This window comes from Serratia sp. 3ACOL1, from assembly GCF_003668775.1.
Taxonomy (GTDB): Bacteria; Pseudomonadota; Gammaproteobacteria; order Enterobacterales; family Enterobacteriaceae; genus Chania; species Chania fonticola.
This window is the reverse complement of the sequence record NZ_CP033055.1, coordinates 3,835,168-3,852,038: the sequence shown is the minus strand read 5'-3', so window position 1 is coordinate 3,852,038 and position 16,871 is coordinate 3,835,168. Positions and strand designations below refer to the sequence as shown.

20 protein-coding genes are annotated in these 16,871 nt (G+C 55.5%); 9 read left to right on the top strand and 11 right to left on the bottom strand.

All coding sequences use genetic code 11. The features are described from left to right. The 8 genes from D9980_RS17360 to D9980_RS17325 form a co-directional block, all read right to left on the bottom strand. A complete protein-coding gene (locus D9980_RS17360) occupies positions 1–1,260 on the bottom strand; it encodes an NAD(P)/FAD-dependent oxidoreductase (protein ID WP_121607956.1) in 1,260 nt (419 codons plus the stop codon). Beyond that, complete coding sequence (locus D9980_RS17355) at positions 1,257–1,976, bottom strand: SDR family NAD(P)-dependent oxidoreductase (protein WP_121607955.1); 720 nt, start codon at positions 1,974–1,976, stop codon at positions 1,257–1,259. The genes D9980_RS17360 and D9980_RS17355 overlap by 4 nt, the downstream gene beginning before the upstream one ends. Continuing rightward, entirely contained in the window at positions 1,973–2,407 is a 435-nt protein-coding gene (locus D9980_RS17350) for a nuclear transport factor 2 family protein (protein ID WP_121607954.1), read from the bottom strand. The genes D9980_RS17355 and D9980_RS17350 overlap by 4 nt, the downstream gene beginning before the upstream one ends. Before the next feature lie 168 nt (positions 2,408–2,575). Continuing rightward, entirely contained in the window at positions 2,576–2,986 is a 411-nt protein-coding gene (uraH, locus tag D9980_RS17345; protein ID WP_121607953.1) for a hydroxyisourate hydrolase, read from the bottom strand. A 96-nt stretch (positions 2,987–3,082) separates the two neighbouring features. Continuing rightward, complete coding sequence (locus D9980_RS17340; protein ID WP_121607952.1) at positions 3,083–3,811, bottom strand: MerR family transcriptional regulator; 729 nt, start codon at positions 3,809–3,811, stop codon at positions 3,083–3,085. A 102-nt stretch (positions 3,812–3,913) separates the two neighbouring features. Then, positions 3,914–4,858 carry a nucleoside hydrolase gene (locus tag D9980_RS17335; protein ID WP_202913962.1) on the bottom strand — a complete coding sequence of 315 codons (945 nt, stop codon included), beginning with the start codon at positions 4,856–4,858 and terminating at the stop codon, positions 3,914–3,916. Between the two features lie 132 nt (positions 4,859–4,990). Continuing rightward, positions 4,991–6,334 carry an APC family permease gene (locus D9980_RS17330; RefSeq protein ID WP_024483743.1) on the bottom strand — a complete coding sequence of 448 codons (1,344 nt, stop codon included), beginning with the start codon at positions 6,332–6,334 and terminating at the stop codon, positions 4,991–4,993. Between the two features lie 10 nt (positions 6,335–6,344). Then, complete coding sequence (locus tag D9980_RS17325; protein ID WP_121607950.1) at positions 6,345–7,247, bottom strand: acetamidase/formamidase family protein; 903 nt, start codon at positions 7,245–7,247, stop codon at positions 6,345–6,347. Positions 7,248–7,260: 13 nt separating this feature from the next. On the opposite strand from D9980_RS17325, the gene D9980_RS17320 reads away from it, so the two are divergent. Further along, on the top strand, positions 7,261–7,521 hold the full coding sequence (locus D9980_RS17320) for a hypothetical protein (RefSeq protein WP_162304284.1): 261 nt from the start codon (positions 7,261–7,263) through the stop codon (positions 7,519–7,521). A 134-nt stretch (positions 7,522–7,655) separates the two neighbouring features. Here the strand turns inward: D9980_RS17320 and aaeR are convergent, their stop codons facing one another. After that, positions 7,656–8,567 (bottom strand): HTH-type transcriptional activator AaeR, encoded by a 912-nt coding sequence (gene aaeR, locus D9980_RS17315; protein WP_024483740.1) that lies wholly within the window; start codon positions 8,565–8,567, stop codon positions 7,656–7,658. Positions 8,568–8,893: 326 nt separating this feature from the next. On the opposite strand from aaeR, the gene aaeX reads away from it, so the two are divergent. From aaeX to D9980_RS17290, 6 genes are all read left to right on the top strand, one after another. Continuing rightward, positions 8,894–9,097, top strand: a complete 204-nt coding sequence (aaeX, locus tag D9980_RS17310; RefSeq protein WP_021180732.1) for a p-hydroxybenzoic acid efflux pump operon protein AaeX — start codon at positions 8,894–8,896, stop codon at positions 9,095–9,097. A gap of 7 nt (positions 9,098–9,104) precedes the next feature. Further along, positions 9,105–10,040, top strand: coding sequence for a p-hydroxybenzoic acid efflux pump subunit AaeA (gene aaeA / locus D9980_RS17305; RefSeq protein ID WP_024527938.1), 936 nt, complete (start codon positions 9,105–9,107; stop codon positions 10,038–10,040). After that, positions 10,040–10,282, top strand: a complete 243-nt coding sequence (locus D9980_RS27320) for an FUSC family protein (RefSeq protein WP_370454271.1) — start codon at positions 10,040–10,042, stop codon at positions 10,280–10,282. Before aaeA ends, D9980_RS27320 begins: the two co-directional genes overlap by 1 nt. Beyond that, positions 10,219–12,006 carry a p-hydroxybenzoic acid efflux pump subunit AaeB gene (gene aaeB / locus D9980_RS17300; protein WP_370454346.1) on the top strand — a complete coding sequence of 596 codons (1,788 nt, stop codon included), beginning with the start codon at positions 10,219–10,221 and terminating at the stop codon, positions 12,004–12,006. The genes D9980_RS27320 and aaeB overlap by 64 nt, the downstream gene beginning before the upstream one ends. A 206-nt stretch (positions 12,007–12,212) precedes the next feature. Beyond that, on the top strand, positions 12,213–12,662 hold the full coding sequence (locus D9980_RS17295; protein ID WP_121607948.1) for a ribonuclease: 450 nt from the start codon (positions 12,213–12,215) through the stop codon (positions 12,660–12,662). Between the two features lie 4 nt (positions 12,663–12,666). Beyond that, complete coding sequence (locus D9980_RS17290; protein ID WP_021180728.1) at positions 12,667–12,966, top strand: barstar family protein; 300 nt, start codon at positions 12,667–12,669, stop codon at positions 12,964–12,966. Between the two features lie 33 nt (positions 12,967–12,999). On the opposite strand, the gene yjgA is transcribed toward D9980_RS17290, so the two are convergent. After that, positions 13,000–13,548 (bottom strand): ribosome biogenesis factor YjgA, encoded by a 549-nt coding sequence (yjgA, locus tag D9980_RS17285; RefSeq protein WP_021180727.1) that lies wholly within the window; start codon positions 13,546–13,548, stop codon positions 13,000–13,002. Positions 13,549–13,749: 201 nt separating this feature from the next. Here yjgA and pmbA point away from each other — a divergent pair, with 201 nt between their 5' ends. Further along, the gene (pmbA, locus tag D9980_RS17280; RefSeq protein WP_121607947.1) at positions 13,750–15,090 is read left to right on the top strand and encodes a metalloprotease PmbA; all 1,341 of its coding nucleotides are present in this window, start codon (positions 13,750–13,752) and stop codon (positions 15,088–15,090) included. Between the two features lie 527 nt (positions 15,091–15,617). Continuing rightward, the gene (gene cybC, locus D9980_RS17275) at positions 15,618–16,004 is read left to right on the top strand and encodes a cytochrome b562 (protein WP_024527933.1); all 387 of its coding nucleotides are present in this window, start codon (positions 15,618–15,620) and stop codon (positions 16,002–16,004) included. A 43-nt stretch (positions 16,005–16,047) separates the two neighbouring features. Here the strand turns inward: cybC and D9980_RS17270 are convergent, their stop codons facing one another. Continuing rightward, positions 16,048–16,812, bottom strand: a complete 765-nt coding sequence (locus D9980_RS17270) for a helix-turn-helix domain-containing protein (RefSeq protein ID WP_121607946.1) — start codon at positions 16,810–16,812, stop codon at positions 16,048–16,050. Positions 16,813–16,871: the final 59 nt, after the last annotated feature.

The window sequence follows — 16,871 nt, the reverse complement described above, 5'->3', positions numbered from 1 at the left end:
TTACAGGTCCTCCCCGGCAGCGATCCCTTTCACCACGTCCAGCGCGCTGCGTACCCCATCTTCGTGAAAACCGTTGTACCAGTAAGCTCCACAGAACCAGCTCCGCTGGTGACCGTTAATCTCGCCGCGGCGCGACTGGGCGCGCCAGCTTTTTGGGTTAAACATCGGGTGCTCGTAGACAAAGCGTTTCCAGACGTAGCGCTCGTCCACCGGCGTTTCCGGGTTCAGGGTGACGCAGAACAGAGGGCTACCCTCAGGTAACCCTTGTAAGATATTCATGTTGTAGGTGACGCAGGCGCTGGCCTGGTCCCGTTCGCTCAGGCGATAGTTCCAGCTTGCCCAGGCACGCTCGCGCACCGGCAGCCAGCGTGGATCGCTGTGCAAAACCACCTCGTTATGCTGCCAGCCAATATCGCCCAGCACCTCGCTTTCCGCAGGAGTAGGATCAGCAAGCATCGCCAGCGCCTGTGAGGAATGGCAGGCGAAGATCACCTGGTCGAACGTGTGGCTCGACTGCGCAAGTTGGATTTCAACGCCGCCGTTGTGGCGGGTGACCTGCTGTACCGGTGCGTTGAGGTGCAGGGTCAGGCGGTCACCCAACTGGGTCAAAATGGCACGTACGTATTCGCGAGAACCGCCGGGCACCACATACCACTGCGGACGTTGGGTAACATCCAGCAGGCCGTGATGCTCAAAGAAGCGCAAAAACAGCGGAAGCGGGAAGCGGCGCATCTCCTGCAGCGACGAGGACCAGATGGCAGCCCCCATCGGCAGGATATAATGACGCGCGAAAAACGCGCTGAAGCCGTGCTGTTCGAGAAAAGTCTCCAGTGTGGCGTTTTCGTTAACGTCGCCCGCCAACGCCTCTTTTGCCAGGCGGTTGAAGCGCATGATATCTCGCAGAAGCCCCCAGAACGCCGGATTAACCAGGTTACGACGCTGTGCAAACAGCGAGGTGAGGGTGTGGCCGTTATACTCAAGCCCGCTTTGCGGATTATGTACGGAGAAGCTCATCTGCGTTTTTTGCCCGCTGATGCCCAGCTCGCTGAGCAGGCCCATAAAGCGCGGATAGGTGCGGTCGTTGTAGACGATAAACCCAGTATCGATGGCATACGTGCCCTGCGGCGTGGTGACATCTACCGTGGCGGTATGCCCACCCACCGTGGGTTCCGCTTCGAAAAGTGTGACCTGATGATGTCCGGCCAACCGCCAGGCACAGGTGAGACCTGCGATACCGCTACCGATAATGGCGATGTTCATGAGCGAACCATCCTGCGCAACAGCCTGCGCTGAAGGAAATTCGGGAGCCCTGAAAGCAGCTTCATGACCAGGCTGAATCCGGTGGGAAAGGCGATGTGCTTTTTCCCTTTCGCCAGCCCGCGACGGATCGCCTTTACGGCATCGTCGACGCTCACCTGGCCGGGCATGGCAAAATCATTTTTACGGGTAAGTGGTGTATCCACAAAGCCCGGTGAAACCACCGTGACGGCAATGCCTTTGGGTTCCCAGTCAAGGCGCAGGCTATTGGCAAACCAGGTGAGGGCGGCTTTTGACGCGCCATACGCCTCTGCTCGTGGGAACGGCAGCCAGTGTGCCATCGAACTGACCAGCGCCACGCGACTTCCTGGAAGGAGCTGGGCCTGCAGTGCGGCCAGACAGTTCACTGGCCCCAGGAAGTTGGTACTCATCACACGTTCCACCAGAGCGGCATCCACCACACCCTGCTCCAGGTATTCGCAGGTTCCCGCACAAAGAACGATCAGATCGGCAGTGCAATCTGCAAGCGCCAGACGGCAGGCCTCCCTGTCCGTCATATCGAACACGCGTAACGTGATATTCGAGCTGTACTGTTGCAGTGCTTCCAGCCTGGCCCGGTCTCGCCCGCAGGCAATGACGTGGCAGCCGTCATTGGCCCAGGACTTCGCGAGCCCGGCGCCAATGCCGGAGCTTGCGCCGGTGATGAGGACGGTCATCATGAGCGCATTCTCCTTTTTACACTTCGCACCGCCCAGCCAAGAAGGGGAAGATGCTCGTAAATCATCTCCCCGGCATCGTAGTAATCGCGCTGGAGAATAATCAGGTTGTCCTGCACCTCGACAATTGAGCATCCTGCGAGGACTAGTGTTTCTCCCCCTGAAATCCGCGGGTGAGACCAATGCATTGCCCAAGTTACGGCAAAACGATGGCCTTCGCAGAGGGGGGTATCGATGGTAAAGCTGCAATGCTTTACGTTGGCCAAGAGATGAGTGAAGTAACGCTGGATCGCCAAAAGACCCTGATGCTCACCAAACGGGTCGCTCAGCCTGGCATCAGCATGATAGATCTCCGCCAACGCAGATGGCGGCTGGTTATCCAGCTTGCTGTAGTAATCAACAAACCTGTTGATGATGGATGGCATAGAGCTCATGAGCCTCACCTGGAAGTGAACAACGTAGCGTTATTGCATAGTTAAAACTTACACAACTATTTCTATTTGTCCAACTTTGGGAGGGTGATAATTATTTTCTCAGTAGCTTCAACGTATTAAGTTTGCATGCTCATGCGGTTAACTGCGCAACATGAGCATGCTTTATCTTTAACTTCCTTTGTAGGTAGAGTATCCATACTGACTTAAAAGCAGTGGGATGTGCAGTTTTTCATTGGTCTTGGTGACGGTGAACATCACCGGGATCTCCGGGAAGAACGACGTTTGCTGCTGTTGGTGGAAATAGTCACCGGTTTTGAAGGTCACTTTGTAAATGCCTGGCAGCATATCTTGGTCCTGTGGATAGAGAGATTTAATACGCCCGTCTTCGTCCGTTTTACCGCTAGCCAGCGTGACCCAGCTGTTTTGCTGCTCTTTTTCAAGCGTGACGGTAACATTCGGCGAGGGAATACCTGTCTGTTGGTTCAGAATATGGACGCTCAGCGTGCCAGATGGGGCACTGAATGCGGCAGGAGCCATTGCCATAGAGGTTAATAGAATAAGGCCGGTAGCTTTTTTCATCATGATTTCCTGTAGGGATTAACAAACAGGAAAAAGGTAGCATCCCGGTGAAAAATAAATATTCAAACTTTTGTGATAATTAACGGAAGAACAACGTCAAAGTGTAATGACCTCAAGAGACATCACCTGTTGTTGCCACAGTTCAATCTGTTGTTTGCGGGCGGGGGTGAGTTTACCTGTCATGATAAGCAGCCATTTTCGTTCAGGAAACAGCTCCGGAGCCAGACTGGCAGGCGGAACAGGAAGGACATCAATGTGCTGCCCTTGACCAGTACGCTTCAGGGCTTCCAGCCAGATTTCACACGGGTCTGACAGGTACCAGCCGGTGATCAGATAGTTATCCCCTGCCGCTTTTTTGTCCCTTTCGAGGCAAAATGAGGTATAGGATATGATAATGCCATCCAGGATCTCGCGCAGGGTCATCATCGCTGGAATATTGGCAGAGACTTTACTGCGCAGCGGGCGCAGTACTTCCGTGACCAACTCCGGGCGAGGATATTCGCGGCCAGAAGCGTAAATCTGCTGGCGCAGCGATTCGATTTTTCCCTCTTTAAGCAACTGCAGCATTCTCTCTTGCAGAGTGTGCCAGTTGTTTGTCTGGCCTTCTGCAGGGCGAGCAAGCAGGGGTTTCACCTGGCTGATGGTTACCCCTTTTTTTACCCAGTCGAGAATTTTGAGCGCCTGCTGGACATCATCATCGCTGTACTGGCGATGCCCACCATCGGTGCGCATCGGTTTAAGCAGGCCGTAACGACGCTGCCAGGCGCGTAGTGTGGTTGCGTTTATTCCGCAAAGCCGGGCAAATTCGCCGATAGAGTAAGCCATGAGAGACATCCGATAACAAAGATCACTTTCAATATACTACGCATAATACCGGCTTGAATGAAGTGTCGGGCGTTTGCACGACACTTTACTCCCAACCGTGCCTCAAACCTCAACTTCACCAATTCGTTGCAACGCATCCACAATCAGATCCCAAAAGGCGGTTTCATCAAGCTTCACTGCCACCTGGGTATGGCAATCCGCCGGGGCCGGGAAGCGGAAGTCCGCAACCGTCATTCCCAGCGTCAGGGTACCGGTCAGCTCAATATCGATGGGCACCTTACGCACCGTCATCACGTTGGGGTTGATCACATAGGCGACCGCGCAGGGATCGTGTACCGGTGGCGAAGTGAAACCCTGCGCCTGCTTATACATATGGCCGAAGAACTCGAGCAGTTCGACGACAAATTTCGCAGGGCCGGTGCCAATGGCGGCGATGCGCGCGCTAACTTCTGGTGTGGCCAGCGCCTGATGCGTCAGATCCAACCCAACCATGGTTAACGGCCAGGGTTCGTTGAACACGATATGCGCGGCTTCTGGATCGATTTTGATATTGAATTCAGCCACTGCGCTCCAGTTACCCACGTGGTAACCGCCGCCCATCAGCACCACTTCCTTCACGCGTGTGGCAATGCGGGGTTCCTTGCGCACCGCCATGGCGATGTTGGTCAGGCCTGCGGTGGGCACCAGCGTTACGGTGCCTGGTGGGTGCGCCATGATGGTATCAATGATCAGATCGACGGCATGGATATCGGCCAGTTGCAGAGTGGGTTCCGGTAGGACTGGCCCATCGAGGCCCGATTCGCCGTGAATGTCGGGTGCGACTTCAATTTGCCGTACCAGCGGCCGCGAGCAGCCTGCGGCAAAGGGCACGCCGGTGATGTTGGCAATGCGTGCCACTGCCAGCGCATTTCGCGTGACCTTATCCAGAGTCTGGTTGCCGACGACGGTGGTGACGGCCAGCAGTTCAATATCTGGGTTGCCCCATGCCAGCAGCATCGCGATCGCATCGTCATGCCCCGGGTCGCAGTCCAGTATGATTTTCTTCATGATTTTTCCTGATACAGGGGGATTTTTTCGAGCATAACCTAGAGGCGGGCAGAGGGGTATGAGCAGCGGGCCGTTTTGTTAATGTCATCAAAGGATTGGATTAATCTGCCCCAGAAGGGGCAGATTGCTGGCTTAGTCCTCCAGCTTCAGCACCGGCTCTCTCTTCAGCACTACGCGCAGCACGAAGTAATACACGATGCCGATCGCCAGCCAGCTAAGGCCGAGGATTTTGGCTTCGATATCCATCTCGTACAGCACAAAGGCGATGATCGACAGGCCGACCAGCGGGAACAACAGGTGTTTTACCCAGGCCTTGGACTTCTGGCGGATGATGTAGTGGTTAATCACCGACAGGTGCAGGATCAAAAAGCCCATCAGCGCCCCGAAGTTGACCAACCGGCTCAGGTTGTCGATGCTGCCGTTGAAGTACAGCCCGGAACCGAGGGAGATCACCGCGACCAGCAGGGTGCTGACGTAAGGGGTTTTAAAGCGTGGATGCACCTTGGCCAGGATCTTCGGCAATTGGCGGTCACGCCCCATGGCGAACAGAATGCGGGAGATGGCGGCCTGCGCGACTAACGCATTGGCAATCCCCCAAGAGAGTGCTGTCGCCCAGATGGTGGCCTGCTTTAACCCGGAGCCGCCCGCCAGATTGGCGGTATCGTAGAACGCGGTATCCAGATTGGTAAAGTTTTGGCCTGCTGCCAGATCGGCGGCAATCCAGGTTTGCAGGATAAACAGCGACCCTACCAACAGCAGCGCATACAGCGAGGCTTTCCCTACGGCATCGGCTCCGCCTTTGCTCTCTTCGGACAGTGTTGAAATACCGTCAAAACCCAGGAACGACAGCACTGCAATCGACACCGCACCCATTACCAACGGCAGGCTGAATTTCTCGGCGTTGTAGAGCGGGTTCAACGTCAGGCCACCGGCACCTTCGCCGGAATAGAGCGCCGTCAGGCCCATCACCACAAAGATGGTCAAGATCACGATCTCTGCCACCAAGATGTAGCGATTGGCCTTGGCGGTAAACTGGATCCCCACCAGGTTGATCGCGCTGTTGATCACGATAAAGGTCACGATCCACGCCCAGGCGGGTACTTCTGGCAGGATCGGGCCGAGCGCCGCCGCGCTGACGATATACAGCAACGACGGCACCAGGATGTAATCGAGCAGGATCAGCCAGCCGGCAAAGAAGCCGACGGTTTCATGGATGCCGCGCTGGGCATAGGCATAGACCGAGCCGGAAACCGGGAAAGCGCGGGACATTGACCAGTAGCTCATGGCGGTGAAGAACATCGCCACCATACCGATCAGATAGGCCAGCGCCACCATGCCCTGTGCGCCTTCCCACACGTAGCCAAACACGCCAAACGGCGCAATCGGTACCATAAAGATCATGCCGTAAATCACCAGATCTTTCAGGGTGAGGGTACGGTGCAGTTCCTGCTTATAACCAAATTGTTCTACAGACATGGCGCTATCCCTAATCCAGCTGGAGGTTTAACTGCTCGGCAACGCTGCGTGGCAGTGCGAAACGGCAGGTTTTCAGCGGATCGACCACCTGACAGATTTGCAGATCGCCGGTGATGCTCAGCAGATTGATGGCGTCGGCCAGCGAGACCTGGCTATAGTCCGCCACGAAGTGCGCCATATTGCGCGTTGCCAATTCGGCCGCCTCGTCCAGCGTTTTGGCGGATGCCAGGGTATATAGCGTATCGGCGGTGCTCATCATTGGGGTTGGCAACGCGCGGTTTTTGACTACGCTCAGGTTCACCACCACTTCGCCGGGAATTTCCAGCCCGCATACCGAGACTTCACCATCGCCCATTGCGGCATGCAGATCGCCGAGCGCAAACAGCGCACCGGGAACGTTAACCGGCAGCCACAGCGTGCAGCCTTCGGTGATGATTTTGCAGTCCATGTTGCCGCCGTGGGCATCTGGTGTACCGCAGGAGACCGGCTCTTCGGCTGGGGCGACGCCAATCACGCCGATCATCGGCTTTAACGGCCAACGAACGCCGCCGGGCAGCAGTGCGAAGCCGTCTTCCAGCGGCACTGTGCGGATCTGAGGTTGTTGAATCTCATCGCCAATGACGCCCAGGCCCGGAGCAGTGACCATGACCGCCTGATGGCTGGTTGGAGTAATACGTTTAATCTCTACCCGTAATACATCGCCGGGATTTGCATCCTGCACGTAAACCGGCCCGGTAGCCGGATTGATGCGGCTCCAGTCCAGTTCGGTGAAGGCGGCCTGTTCGGAAGCGATTTGATCTTCGAAGCAGTCACAGGTTTCAAAACAAACGTCGCTGCCGCTGGCAACGGTGGCCACAGGGGCGTTATCGCGCGACATGGCATATACCAGGTGCGTACGTGAGATCTTTTCCATGGTGATTCCTATAATGAATAATGAAGCCTGGTTTTTATTATTTATGGCAATAATGATAATGGGGCGCACCCGCGCCAATTCATCAATAAATCACACCCGCAGGGGCGTAAGCAAGCACGCGAAAGCGCTAGCAGAATGGGCACTTTGGTTGAATTGGCAGGATATGCTTCAAACAATTATCGCGGTGGTTTATTACCCGCAACTCTGGCGGAAATTTCCGCATAATCGATCGGTTAACCCGAATGAATACAGCAGAGTTCTCAGTAGAGAATAGGAATCAAATGAAGGTAAATACTTTCGATAATCAGCATTAATAAAATGAGTAACCGGTTTTATAGCAGTAAACGCTATATATCAGCTAGAGCAAACTGATTACCCTGGAGTGAACTCCAGGGATAAAGGGGAGCCTCAGCGATAGCCCTGATACACTTCCGCCACGCGTTTAAAGTATTCCGTCAGGTAATTGATACACACCTGTACCTTGAGCGGCAGCTTGTCCTTCTCGGTGTACAGTGCGTAAACCGGGCGGGGTTCTGAATGGTAGCGCTTGAACAGGATCTCAATCTCGCCGCGTTTGATCTCTTCGATGACCCACATCAGTGGCGCATAGGCAATCCCTGCTCCGGCCTTGAGCCAACGGATCATGGTTTGTGAATCGTTGGTCACGAAGCGCCCTTGCGGGGAAATACGCGTGCTGATGCCTTCTGGAGCCATCAATTCAAACTCACTGTCTGGCCGTACGCTGTATTCCAACCAGGAAAAATTCACCATATCCGCCGGTTTTTGCGGTGTCCCGTGTTGAGTCAGGTAGCTTTTGGCGGCGCAGACCACCATCGGCATCGAGCCCAGGCGTTTAGAAAACAGGCTGGAGTCCTGCAGTTCGCCGGTGCGGATCACCACGTCCAGGCCGTCGGCAATCAGATCTGGGGCTGGAATGCCGGTGACCAGATTAACCGTCAAGCCAGGATATTCTTGCAGCATGTCGGCGGTCATGGTCGCCAGGACGTTTTGCGCCATAGTGGAGGAGCTGCCGATGCGCAGCGTACCGATGGGCGTATTGTTCAACGCATAGAGCTGCTCATGGACCTCGGCGGCTTCCTGCAACATGCGGCGGCAGCCCTGATAGTAGATTTTACCGGCTTCGGTCAGGCCGATACTGCGCGTGCTGCGGTTGAGCAGCTTCACCTGTAGATCATTTTCCAGTTTGGACACTGTCTGGCTGATGGATGAAACGCTCATGTCGAGCTGGCGTGCCGCCGCGGTAAATGACCCACATTCAACGACTTTGGCAAACACGGACATCCGTTTTAGTCTTTCCATTGTTCACTCTGGCTTAAAAGTGATTTAGATCACAGATTATAGATGAGTTGATAGTAAGCAGGCTAATATAACGCGTCGGGTGTAAAGATCTTCTGAACGCTTGAGCGTGGTCAGCCATGCCGCGGTATACTGCCGTGGCTGCGCGATCCCTCCGGTCATCCATACATTCCCTCTCGCGGAAGCCTGCTGTTAGCTTAACCCTTTTTCAGGTTTATGGCCTGGTCAACTACCAGATCATAACGTTTGGCGTCCGTGCGCTAGAATGTAAATAGAATGTGAAATCAGCAGGGAAAACCCCGGTGCAGTAAACAATTAAGGATAAAGTGATGAGTTTGCTTCCGGTTATGGTCATTTTTGGACTGTCGTTCCCACCGGTATTTTTTGAGCTGTTAGCGTCGTTGGCCCTGTTCTTCGTCATACGCCGCCTGTTGCAGCCGACCGGGATTTACGATTTTGTCTGGCATCCGGCGCTGTTCAATACCGCGCTGTATTGCTGTTTGTTTTATCTGATTTCGTGTCTTTTCGTTTGAGGCTGCTGTGAAAACTCTGTCATTAAAAATAATCCGCATTGCGATCACCTTGCTGCTGGTCCTGCTGGCAGCTATCGCCGTGTTCAAGGCTTGGGCGTTTTACACCGAGTCGCCGTGGACGCGTGATGCCAAATTCACCGCCGACGTGGTGGCGATTGCTCCGGACGTCAGCGGCTTGCTGACCGACGTGCCGATCACCGACAACCAGTTGGTGAAACAGGGCCAGATCCTGATGGTGATCGACCAGCCACGTTACCAACAGGCACTGGCCGAAGCCAACGCCGATGTGGCCTATTATCAGACGCTGGCGGCCGAGAAGAAGCGTGAAGCGGGCCGCCGTGTACGCTTGGGGATCCAGGCGATGTCACAAGAAGAGATCGACCAATCCAATAACGTGCTGCAAACCGTGCAGCATCAGTTGGCCAAGGCGATCGCCGTGCGCGATCTGGCGCAGCTGGATCTGGAACGGACCACAGTGCGAGCGCCAGCAGACGGTTGGGTCACCAACCTGAACGTCCATGCGGGGGAATTTATCACCCGTGGTTCTACTGCGGTGGCGCTGGTGAAGAAAAACAGTTTCTATGTCATCGCCTATCTGGAAGAAACCAAGCTTGAAGGGCTGAGCAAAGGCGATCGTGCCGAGATCACCCCGCTGGGCAGCAACCGCATTATGCACGGCACCGTCGATAGCCTGGCCGCGGCGGTGAATAACAGCAGCAGTACCCCAAACAGCAAGGGGCTGGCGTCGATCGACAGCAACCTGGAGTGGGTGCGTCTGGCACAGCGCGTACCGGTAAAAATCATCCTCGATGAGAAAGATCAGCAACACTCTTATCCGGCGGGCACCACTGCGACCGTGGTCATTACTGGCAAGAACGATCGTAGCATCGACAGCGGTTCGCCGTTTATCCGGCTGATGCATCGGTTGCGTGAGTTCGGCTAATGAACAGCCCAACCTTTCTGCGTCTGCGGTTTGCCTGCAAGCTCAGCTTTGCGATTGTCTTCGCCCTGTTTGTCGGTTTTCACCTTAATCTGGAAACCCCGCGCTGGTCGGTGCTGACGGCGGCCATTGTGGCTGCCGGCCCGGCCTTTGCCGCCGGGGGGAACCTTTCTCAGGCGCGATCCGCTATCGTGGCTGGCTGCGTATTATCGGCACCTTTATCGGCTGTTTTGTCGGTTTACTGATTATCGTTACCTGCGCCCGTGCACCGGTGGTGATGTTGATGCTTTGCTGCGTCTGGCTGGGGGTCTGTGTCTGGATCTCCTCGCTGGTGAAGGTCGAAAACTCCTATGCCTGGGGTCTGGCAGGCTACACGGCGCTGATTATCATCGTCACGTCCGCAACGACCACCACTTCACTGCTGGCCGCGCCACAGTTCGCCGTAGAGCGCTGTAGCGAGATCGTACTCGGTATTCTTAGTGCGATACTGGCCGATTTGCTGTTTTCCCCGCGTTCGATCAAACAGGATATCGATCGCTCGGTAGATCAACTTATAGTGGGGCAGTACAAGCTGATGCAGATGTGTATCAGCGATGCAGAGAAAGAGGAGATCGACCGCGCCTGGAGCGATCTGGTTAAAAGCACCACCGCCATTAACGGGATGCGCAGTCACTTGATGTTGGAGTCGTCACGCTGGCAGCGGGTCAACAGCCGCTTGCATGCGCTGCATACGCTTTCGCTGACGTTGATCACCCAGGCCTGTGAAACCTACCTGATTTTGCTCAATCATCCGGATGTGGTGAAGGAAAATATCCGCGAGCTGCTGATGGTCCCGGCGGAAACCGCGCAGGAAGTTCGCAAGCGCCTGAAGCTGGTGCGTCAGGTGCTGTCAACCAACCGTAGTGATGAACATCTGCCAACGGTCACCGGCTGGGTGGGCGCGGCGACGCGCTATCTGCTGGTGGCAAAAGGCGTGCATACCAACAGCGGTATCAACGCGGTAGAAAACGAGATACTGGCCGGGGAAGTGGTGGTGAAGCGGCCGTCGGCGGAAGGCCACCATGCGATGATCAACGGGCTGCGAGCCTGGGCGGCGACCTCAATAGGTTGCCTGTTCTGGCTGTGGACCGGCTGGACGTCCGGCAGCGGCTGTATGGTGATGATCGCCGTAGTGACCGCATTGGCGATGCGCACGCCAAATCCAAAAATGATGGCGCTCGACTTCCTGCTGGGCGTGCTGGTGGCGTTGCCGCTCGGTGCGCTGTTTTATATGTTTATTCTGCCAGAGACCCAGCAAAGCATGTTCTTGCTGTGCCTGAGCCTGGGTATCATGTCCTTTGTCATCGGGATCGAAGTGCAGAAACGCCGTTTGGGATCGCTAGGCACCCTGGCGAGTACTATTAACATCATCGTGTTAAGCAATCCGATGAGTTTCCATGTCTCCTCGTTTATCGACAGCGCCATCGGCCAGATTATCGGCTGCTTTGTGGCGATGATCGTGCTGTTCCTGATCCGTGATACCTCACGTGAGCGCACCGGCCGCACGTTGATGAATCAGTTGGTCAGCAGCGCCGTTTCGGCGTTGACCACCAAGGCGGCGCGCCGTAAGGAAAACCATCTGCCTGCGCTCTATCAGCGCCTGAACCAGCTGCTGATGATGTTCCCGAACGACATTGCCAAATACCGGCTGGCACTCAACCTGATTATTGCCCACCAGCGGATGCAGATGACCGAGATCCCGGAGCGGGAAGAGCTTTCGGTGTTCCACAAACAGATCCGCAGCACCGCCGACCACGTGGTCACCGCCAAGAACGATGTGAAGCGGGCTTACTACTACGATCGGTTACTCAAAGAGATGAATGAATATCAACAAAAGCTGGTGGATAACCTCGCTCCGCTTAGCGTCACCGGGCCGGTAAAACGCCTGGCCGATATGCTGCATCGCTACCGTCACGCGCTGATTGATTGATATCTTCACTTTCCCGCCAAAGGCTATACTGCATGGTTTACGTCCCCCGACGACGGGGGCTAAAATGTATGCAGGAAGGCCTCACAAACCATAATAATTCCGTATCAATCGCGGTTTTTGCTCGGGCGTCAGGCCTTTTGGATGCGAAATGGTTACATCTTGGTCATCTTTGATTCATTAATTTTTGCTATATATGCAGGGACGGTATGAATAAACGTACGCTTATTGCGATGTTGATTGCTTTGCTGGTGGCGGGGTTCAGTGCGCTGCAGGGGGAGGGCGATCGGGCACTGACCAACGATTCGACCCCGGCGGCAGAGAGCATTGAACAACTGACGCAGCAGCAGCGGGTGGTCAGCTATGTGCAACAGCACCAGCGCCTGCCTGACTACTACATCACCAAAAAACAGGCTCGTGAGCAGGGTTGGGATGCGCGTGACGGTAATCTGTGCAAGGTATTGCCGGGCAAGGCCATTGGCGGCGACCGTTTTTCCAACCGTGAAGGGCAGTTACCGACCGCCAACAACCGGATATGGCGCGAAGCGGATATCAACTACCAATGCGGCCGACGCGGTGCCGATCGGCTGTTGTATTCCAGTGACGGTCTGATTTATGTCACGCGCGACCATTATAAGAACTTCATGCGGATGGAGTGAGCCGATGGGAAAAATAGAGTTCGATTTTAACCAGATCGCGGACTTGCCAGCGTTCTATCGCCACTTTGCCGAGCGGTTTGCACTGGGTGAAGGATTTGGCGCCAACCTGGACGCGCTGTGGGACGTGGTGACCGGCGACATCAGCCTGCCGGTCGAGATTGAATTTCTCAATCTCAACGCCCGCAGCAAACGCCGCTTTGGTGCCATTATTCTGTTGTTTGAAGAAGCGGAGGAAGAGCTGGAGGGCAACCTGCGGTTCAATATCCGTGAAACGAGCAGCACAGCGACGCATCAGCGGGGATGAACGGGGTCCATCCCGCAGCGATGCCGCTGACGATCACTGTTGTGCCTCTGCCAGCTCTCGTAAGTACTGGAAGATTTGGCGGAATGATTTTGGCGGCTTGTTAGCGGCCTGCTCTTTCTGTGCGTTACGTATCAGGGCGCGCAACTGTTGGCGATCGGCCTGTGGATACAGATCCAGCACGGACGGGATCGCGTCATCACCCTCTGCTACCAAGCGATCGCGCAGCGCTTCCAGCTTGTGGAACAGCGAAACCTGTTGGTTATGGCGGTTCTTCAGCTTGTCGAGTGCAGTCTGGATCGGTTCGACATCGCGAGCACGCAGCATTTTGCCGATCAGTTGGATCTGGCGGCGGCGGCCTTCTTTCTTGATCTTCTGCGCCAGTTCGATGGCGGCACGCAGATCTTCATCCAGCGGGATGCGTTCCAAGGCGTTTTTACCCAGTTCAACCAGTTCGGTTCCCAGGTCTTTCAGCGCTTCGGCATCACGTTTAATTTCACTTTTACTGACCCAGATAATCTCGTCATCGTCCTCGTTTTCGTTCTCCGGGACTTCGTCGAGCCAGTCTTCAGGCTGTTTGTTCATGGTAGGCTCCGTTAAAAAGAGGCTAATCCTAACAGGTTGCCGGCTTTATGCGAAATTCCACGCGGTTCCTGTTAGACTCAAAAGTACATCGGGCTGTGGCCAGCGGGCGCAGCCTGAAATTATTTTGGCGCGTTATTGCGCGCAAAACCATGCCGACACGGCACTTTTCTCAACGATTTTCTGATTAAGTATGGCCGATTGATGAAAGTAGTCACCCAAGTTGCAGAGCAGCGCAAAGCGCTGGAACAAGCCGTTTCACAGGCACTGGAGCTGGCACGCGCCGGTTCCGATGCGGCAGAAGTTGCCGTGAGCAAAACCACCGGTATCAGCGTCAGCACCCGCTTCGGCGAAGTGGAGAACGTCGAATTCAATAGCGACGGTGCGTTAGGCATTACCGTCTATTATCAAAACCGTAAAGGCAGTGCCTCTTCCACCGATCTTAATCCGGATGCCATTGCCCGCACCGTGCAGGCGGCGCTGGATATCGCTCGTTACACTTCACCAGATCCCCACGCTGGCCCGGCGGAAAAAGATCTGCTGGCGTTTGATGCGCCGGATCTGGACCTGTTCCACCCCACCGAGCTGGATGCCGAACGCGGTATCGAGCTGGCAGCCTGGGCCGAGCAGGCTTCGCTGGCGGCCGACAAGCGGATTACCAATACCGAAGGCGGCAGCTTCAACAGCCATTACGGTATCAAGGTCTTCGGCAACAGCCACGGCATGCTGCAGAGCTATTGCTCCAGCCGTCACTCGCTCTCCAGCTGTGTGATTGCCGAGCATGATGGTGATATGGAACGGGATTACGCCTACACCATTGGCCGGGCGATGGGTGATATGGCCAGCCCTGAGTGGGTTGGTCAGGAATGTGCCCGCCGTACGCTGGCGCGTCTTTCCCCACGCAAGCTGTCAACCATGAAAGCGCCGGTGCTGTTCGCCTCAGAAGTGGCTACTGGTCTGTTTGGCCACCTGGTCGGGGCTATCAGCGGCAGCAGCGTCTATCGCAAATCTACCTTCCTGCTGGATTCGTTGGGTAAACAGATCCTGCCGGAGTGGATGACCATTGAAGAACATCCGCACTTGCTGAAAGGGTTGGCCTCTACGCCGTTCGACAGCGAAGGCGTACGCACCCAGCGCCGTGACATCGTCAAAGACGGCGTGCTGGAAACCTGGCTGCTGACCAGCTACGCCGCGCGTAAACTGGGGCTGCATAGCACCGGCCACGCGGGCGGGATCCATAACTGGCGCATTGCCGGTCAGGGCGATGACTTTGCGGGCATGCTCAAACAGTTGGGCACCGGTCTGGTGGTCACCGAACTGATGGGGCAGGGCGTCAGCGGGATTACCGGCGATTACTCACGTGGGGCTTCTGGCTTCTGGGTAGAAAACGGTGAGATCCAGTATCCAGTCAGCGAGATCACCATTGCTGGCAATCTGAAAGATATGCTGCGCAATATCGTCAGCATCGGCAGCGATATCGAGCTGCGCAGCAATATCCAGTGCGGTTCCGTGCTGCTGCCGGAAATGAAGATCGCAGGGCAGTAATTCCCCTCACCCCAACCCTCTCCCACAGGGAGAGGGAGCTGTTAGCCCCTGCTCTTTTGGAAGTAAAGAGGCAATATCAACAACCTCGATCGCCCCCTCATCCAAGGTGAATCAGCCGGTGCTCATGACCACAGGGAGAGGGAGCTGTTAGCCTCTGCTTTTTGGAAGTAAAGAGGCTATATCAGCAACATCGATCGCCCCCTCGTCCAAGGTGAGTCAGCCGGTGCTCATGACCACAGGGAGAGGGAGCTGTTAGCCTCTGTTTTTTTGGGAAGTAAAGAGGCTATATCATCAACATCGAACGCCCCCTCGTCCAAGGTGAGTCAACTGGTGCTTATGAAGAATCATGATACTTTCAGCTCAACTCGATCGGTCCCCTCTCCCTTTGGGAGAGGGTTAGGGTGAGGGGTATCTCGGCTCCTCCCAACTCCCCGTTTCAACCTTCCTTACAAATATCAGGTATCGGTTTTACCTTTCCATGCCTATGTTTATAACGGGTTAACTAAAACAATAACTGGAAGGTGAGCATGAAGAAGACATTGAAAGTATTGGCAGCACTGACGCTGCTGGGAGCCAGTTCGTGGGCGATGGCGGCCAATCTGGCTGATGACATGGATACCCTGGCCGCCAATTACAAAACCGTACTAAACACCGACTCTACCGATACCTTCAAGCAGAGCCTGCAGAATATGCGCGCTGCCGCCACGGATGCCCAGAAAGGCACACCGCCAAAGTTGGAAAGTAAAGCGCCAGACAGCCCGGAGATGAAGGAGTTTCGTCAAGGGCTGGCGACGTTGATCGGGCAGATCGATCAGTCAATGGCGCTGGCGAATCAGGGCAAGCTGGAGGACGCGCGCAAAGTGGCGCAGGACTTCAAGCAAACCCGTGATGCCAATCATAAAAAATTCCGCTAAACGTCAGAATATCCTCGGTGACCGCCGATGGCGGTCATTGCTATCACCCCAGATAAGAAGACGGTGCCAACCCTAACACCCGGCGGAACATCGCCGAAAAGGCCGCACTGCTCTCATAGCCTAACTCGATTGCTACCTGGGTAACGCTGTTGCCCGCCGCCAGGCGTGCCAGCGCCAATACCACACAGGCTCGTTGACGCCACCGCGAAAACGACATCCCGGTCTGCTTGCGGAAGAAGCGGCTAAAGGTGCGCAGGCTCATATACAGGCTGGCGGCCCAAAGCCCTGGTGGCGCGTGGGCGTCTGGCTGGCGTAAAAAGGCCTGGCACAGAGCGCTGAGCCGGGGATCTTCCGGCAGGGGAATATGCAGCGGTAATGCCTGCATCTGGGCAATCTCATGCAGCAGCAGCGCTACCAAGGCTCCATCCCGTCCTTCCTGTTGATACACCAGCGGCATATCAACGGCGGCCATCAGCAACTGACGCATCAGCGGGGTTACGCTCACCACTTGGCAGACCTCGGCGATGGGCGCGATCAGCGCGTCCGGCTCGATATACAGGCTGCGAGTGCTCACTCCCATCATCCTGACTTCATGTGCGACCTGCGGCGGGATCCATACGGCGCGCTGCGGTGGCACCACCCAATTTCCCTGCTGGGTAAATACCTGCATCACGCCGGTGGCACCATACAGTAGCTGCGCACGCCGGTGGCTATGCAAGGGCAGCAGATAGTCCGGTGGATAGTCGGTGCCAATGGCAATTACCGATCTTGGCGTGTGGTCGAGGGAATCAATGGAGATATTGCGCATAGCCTACCTTATCATTTTGGCCGAAACGCTATGATAGTTGACCGATGATAGTGTGCAAG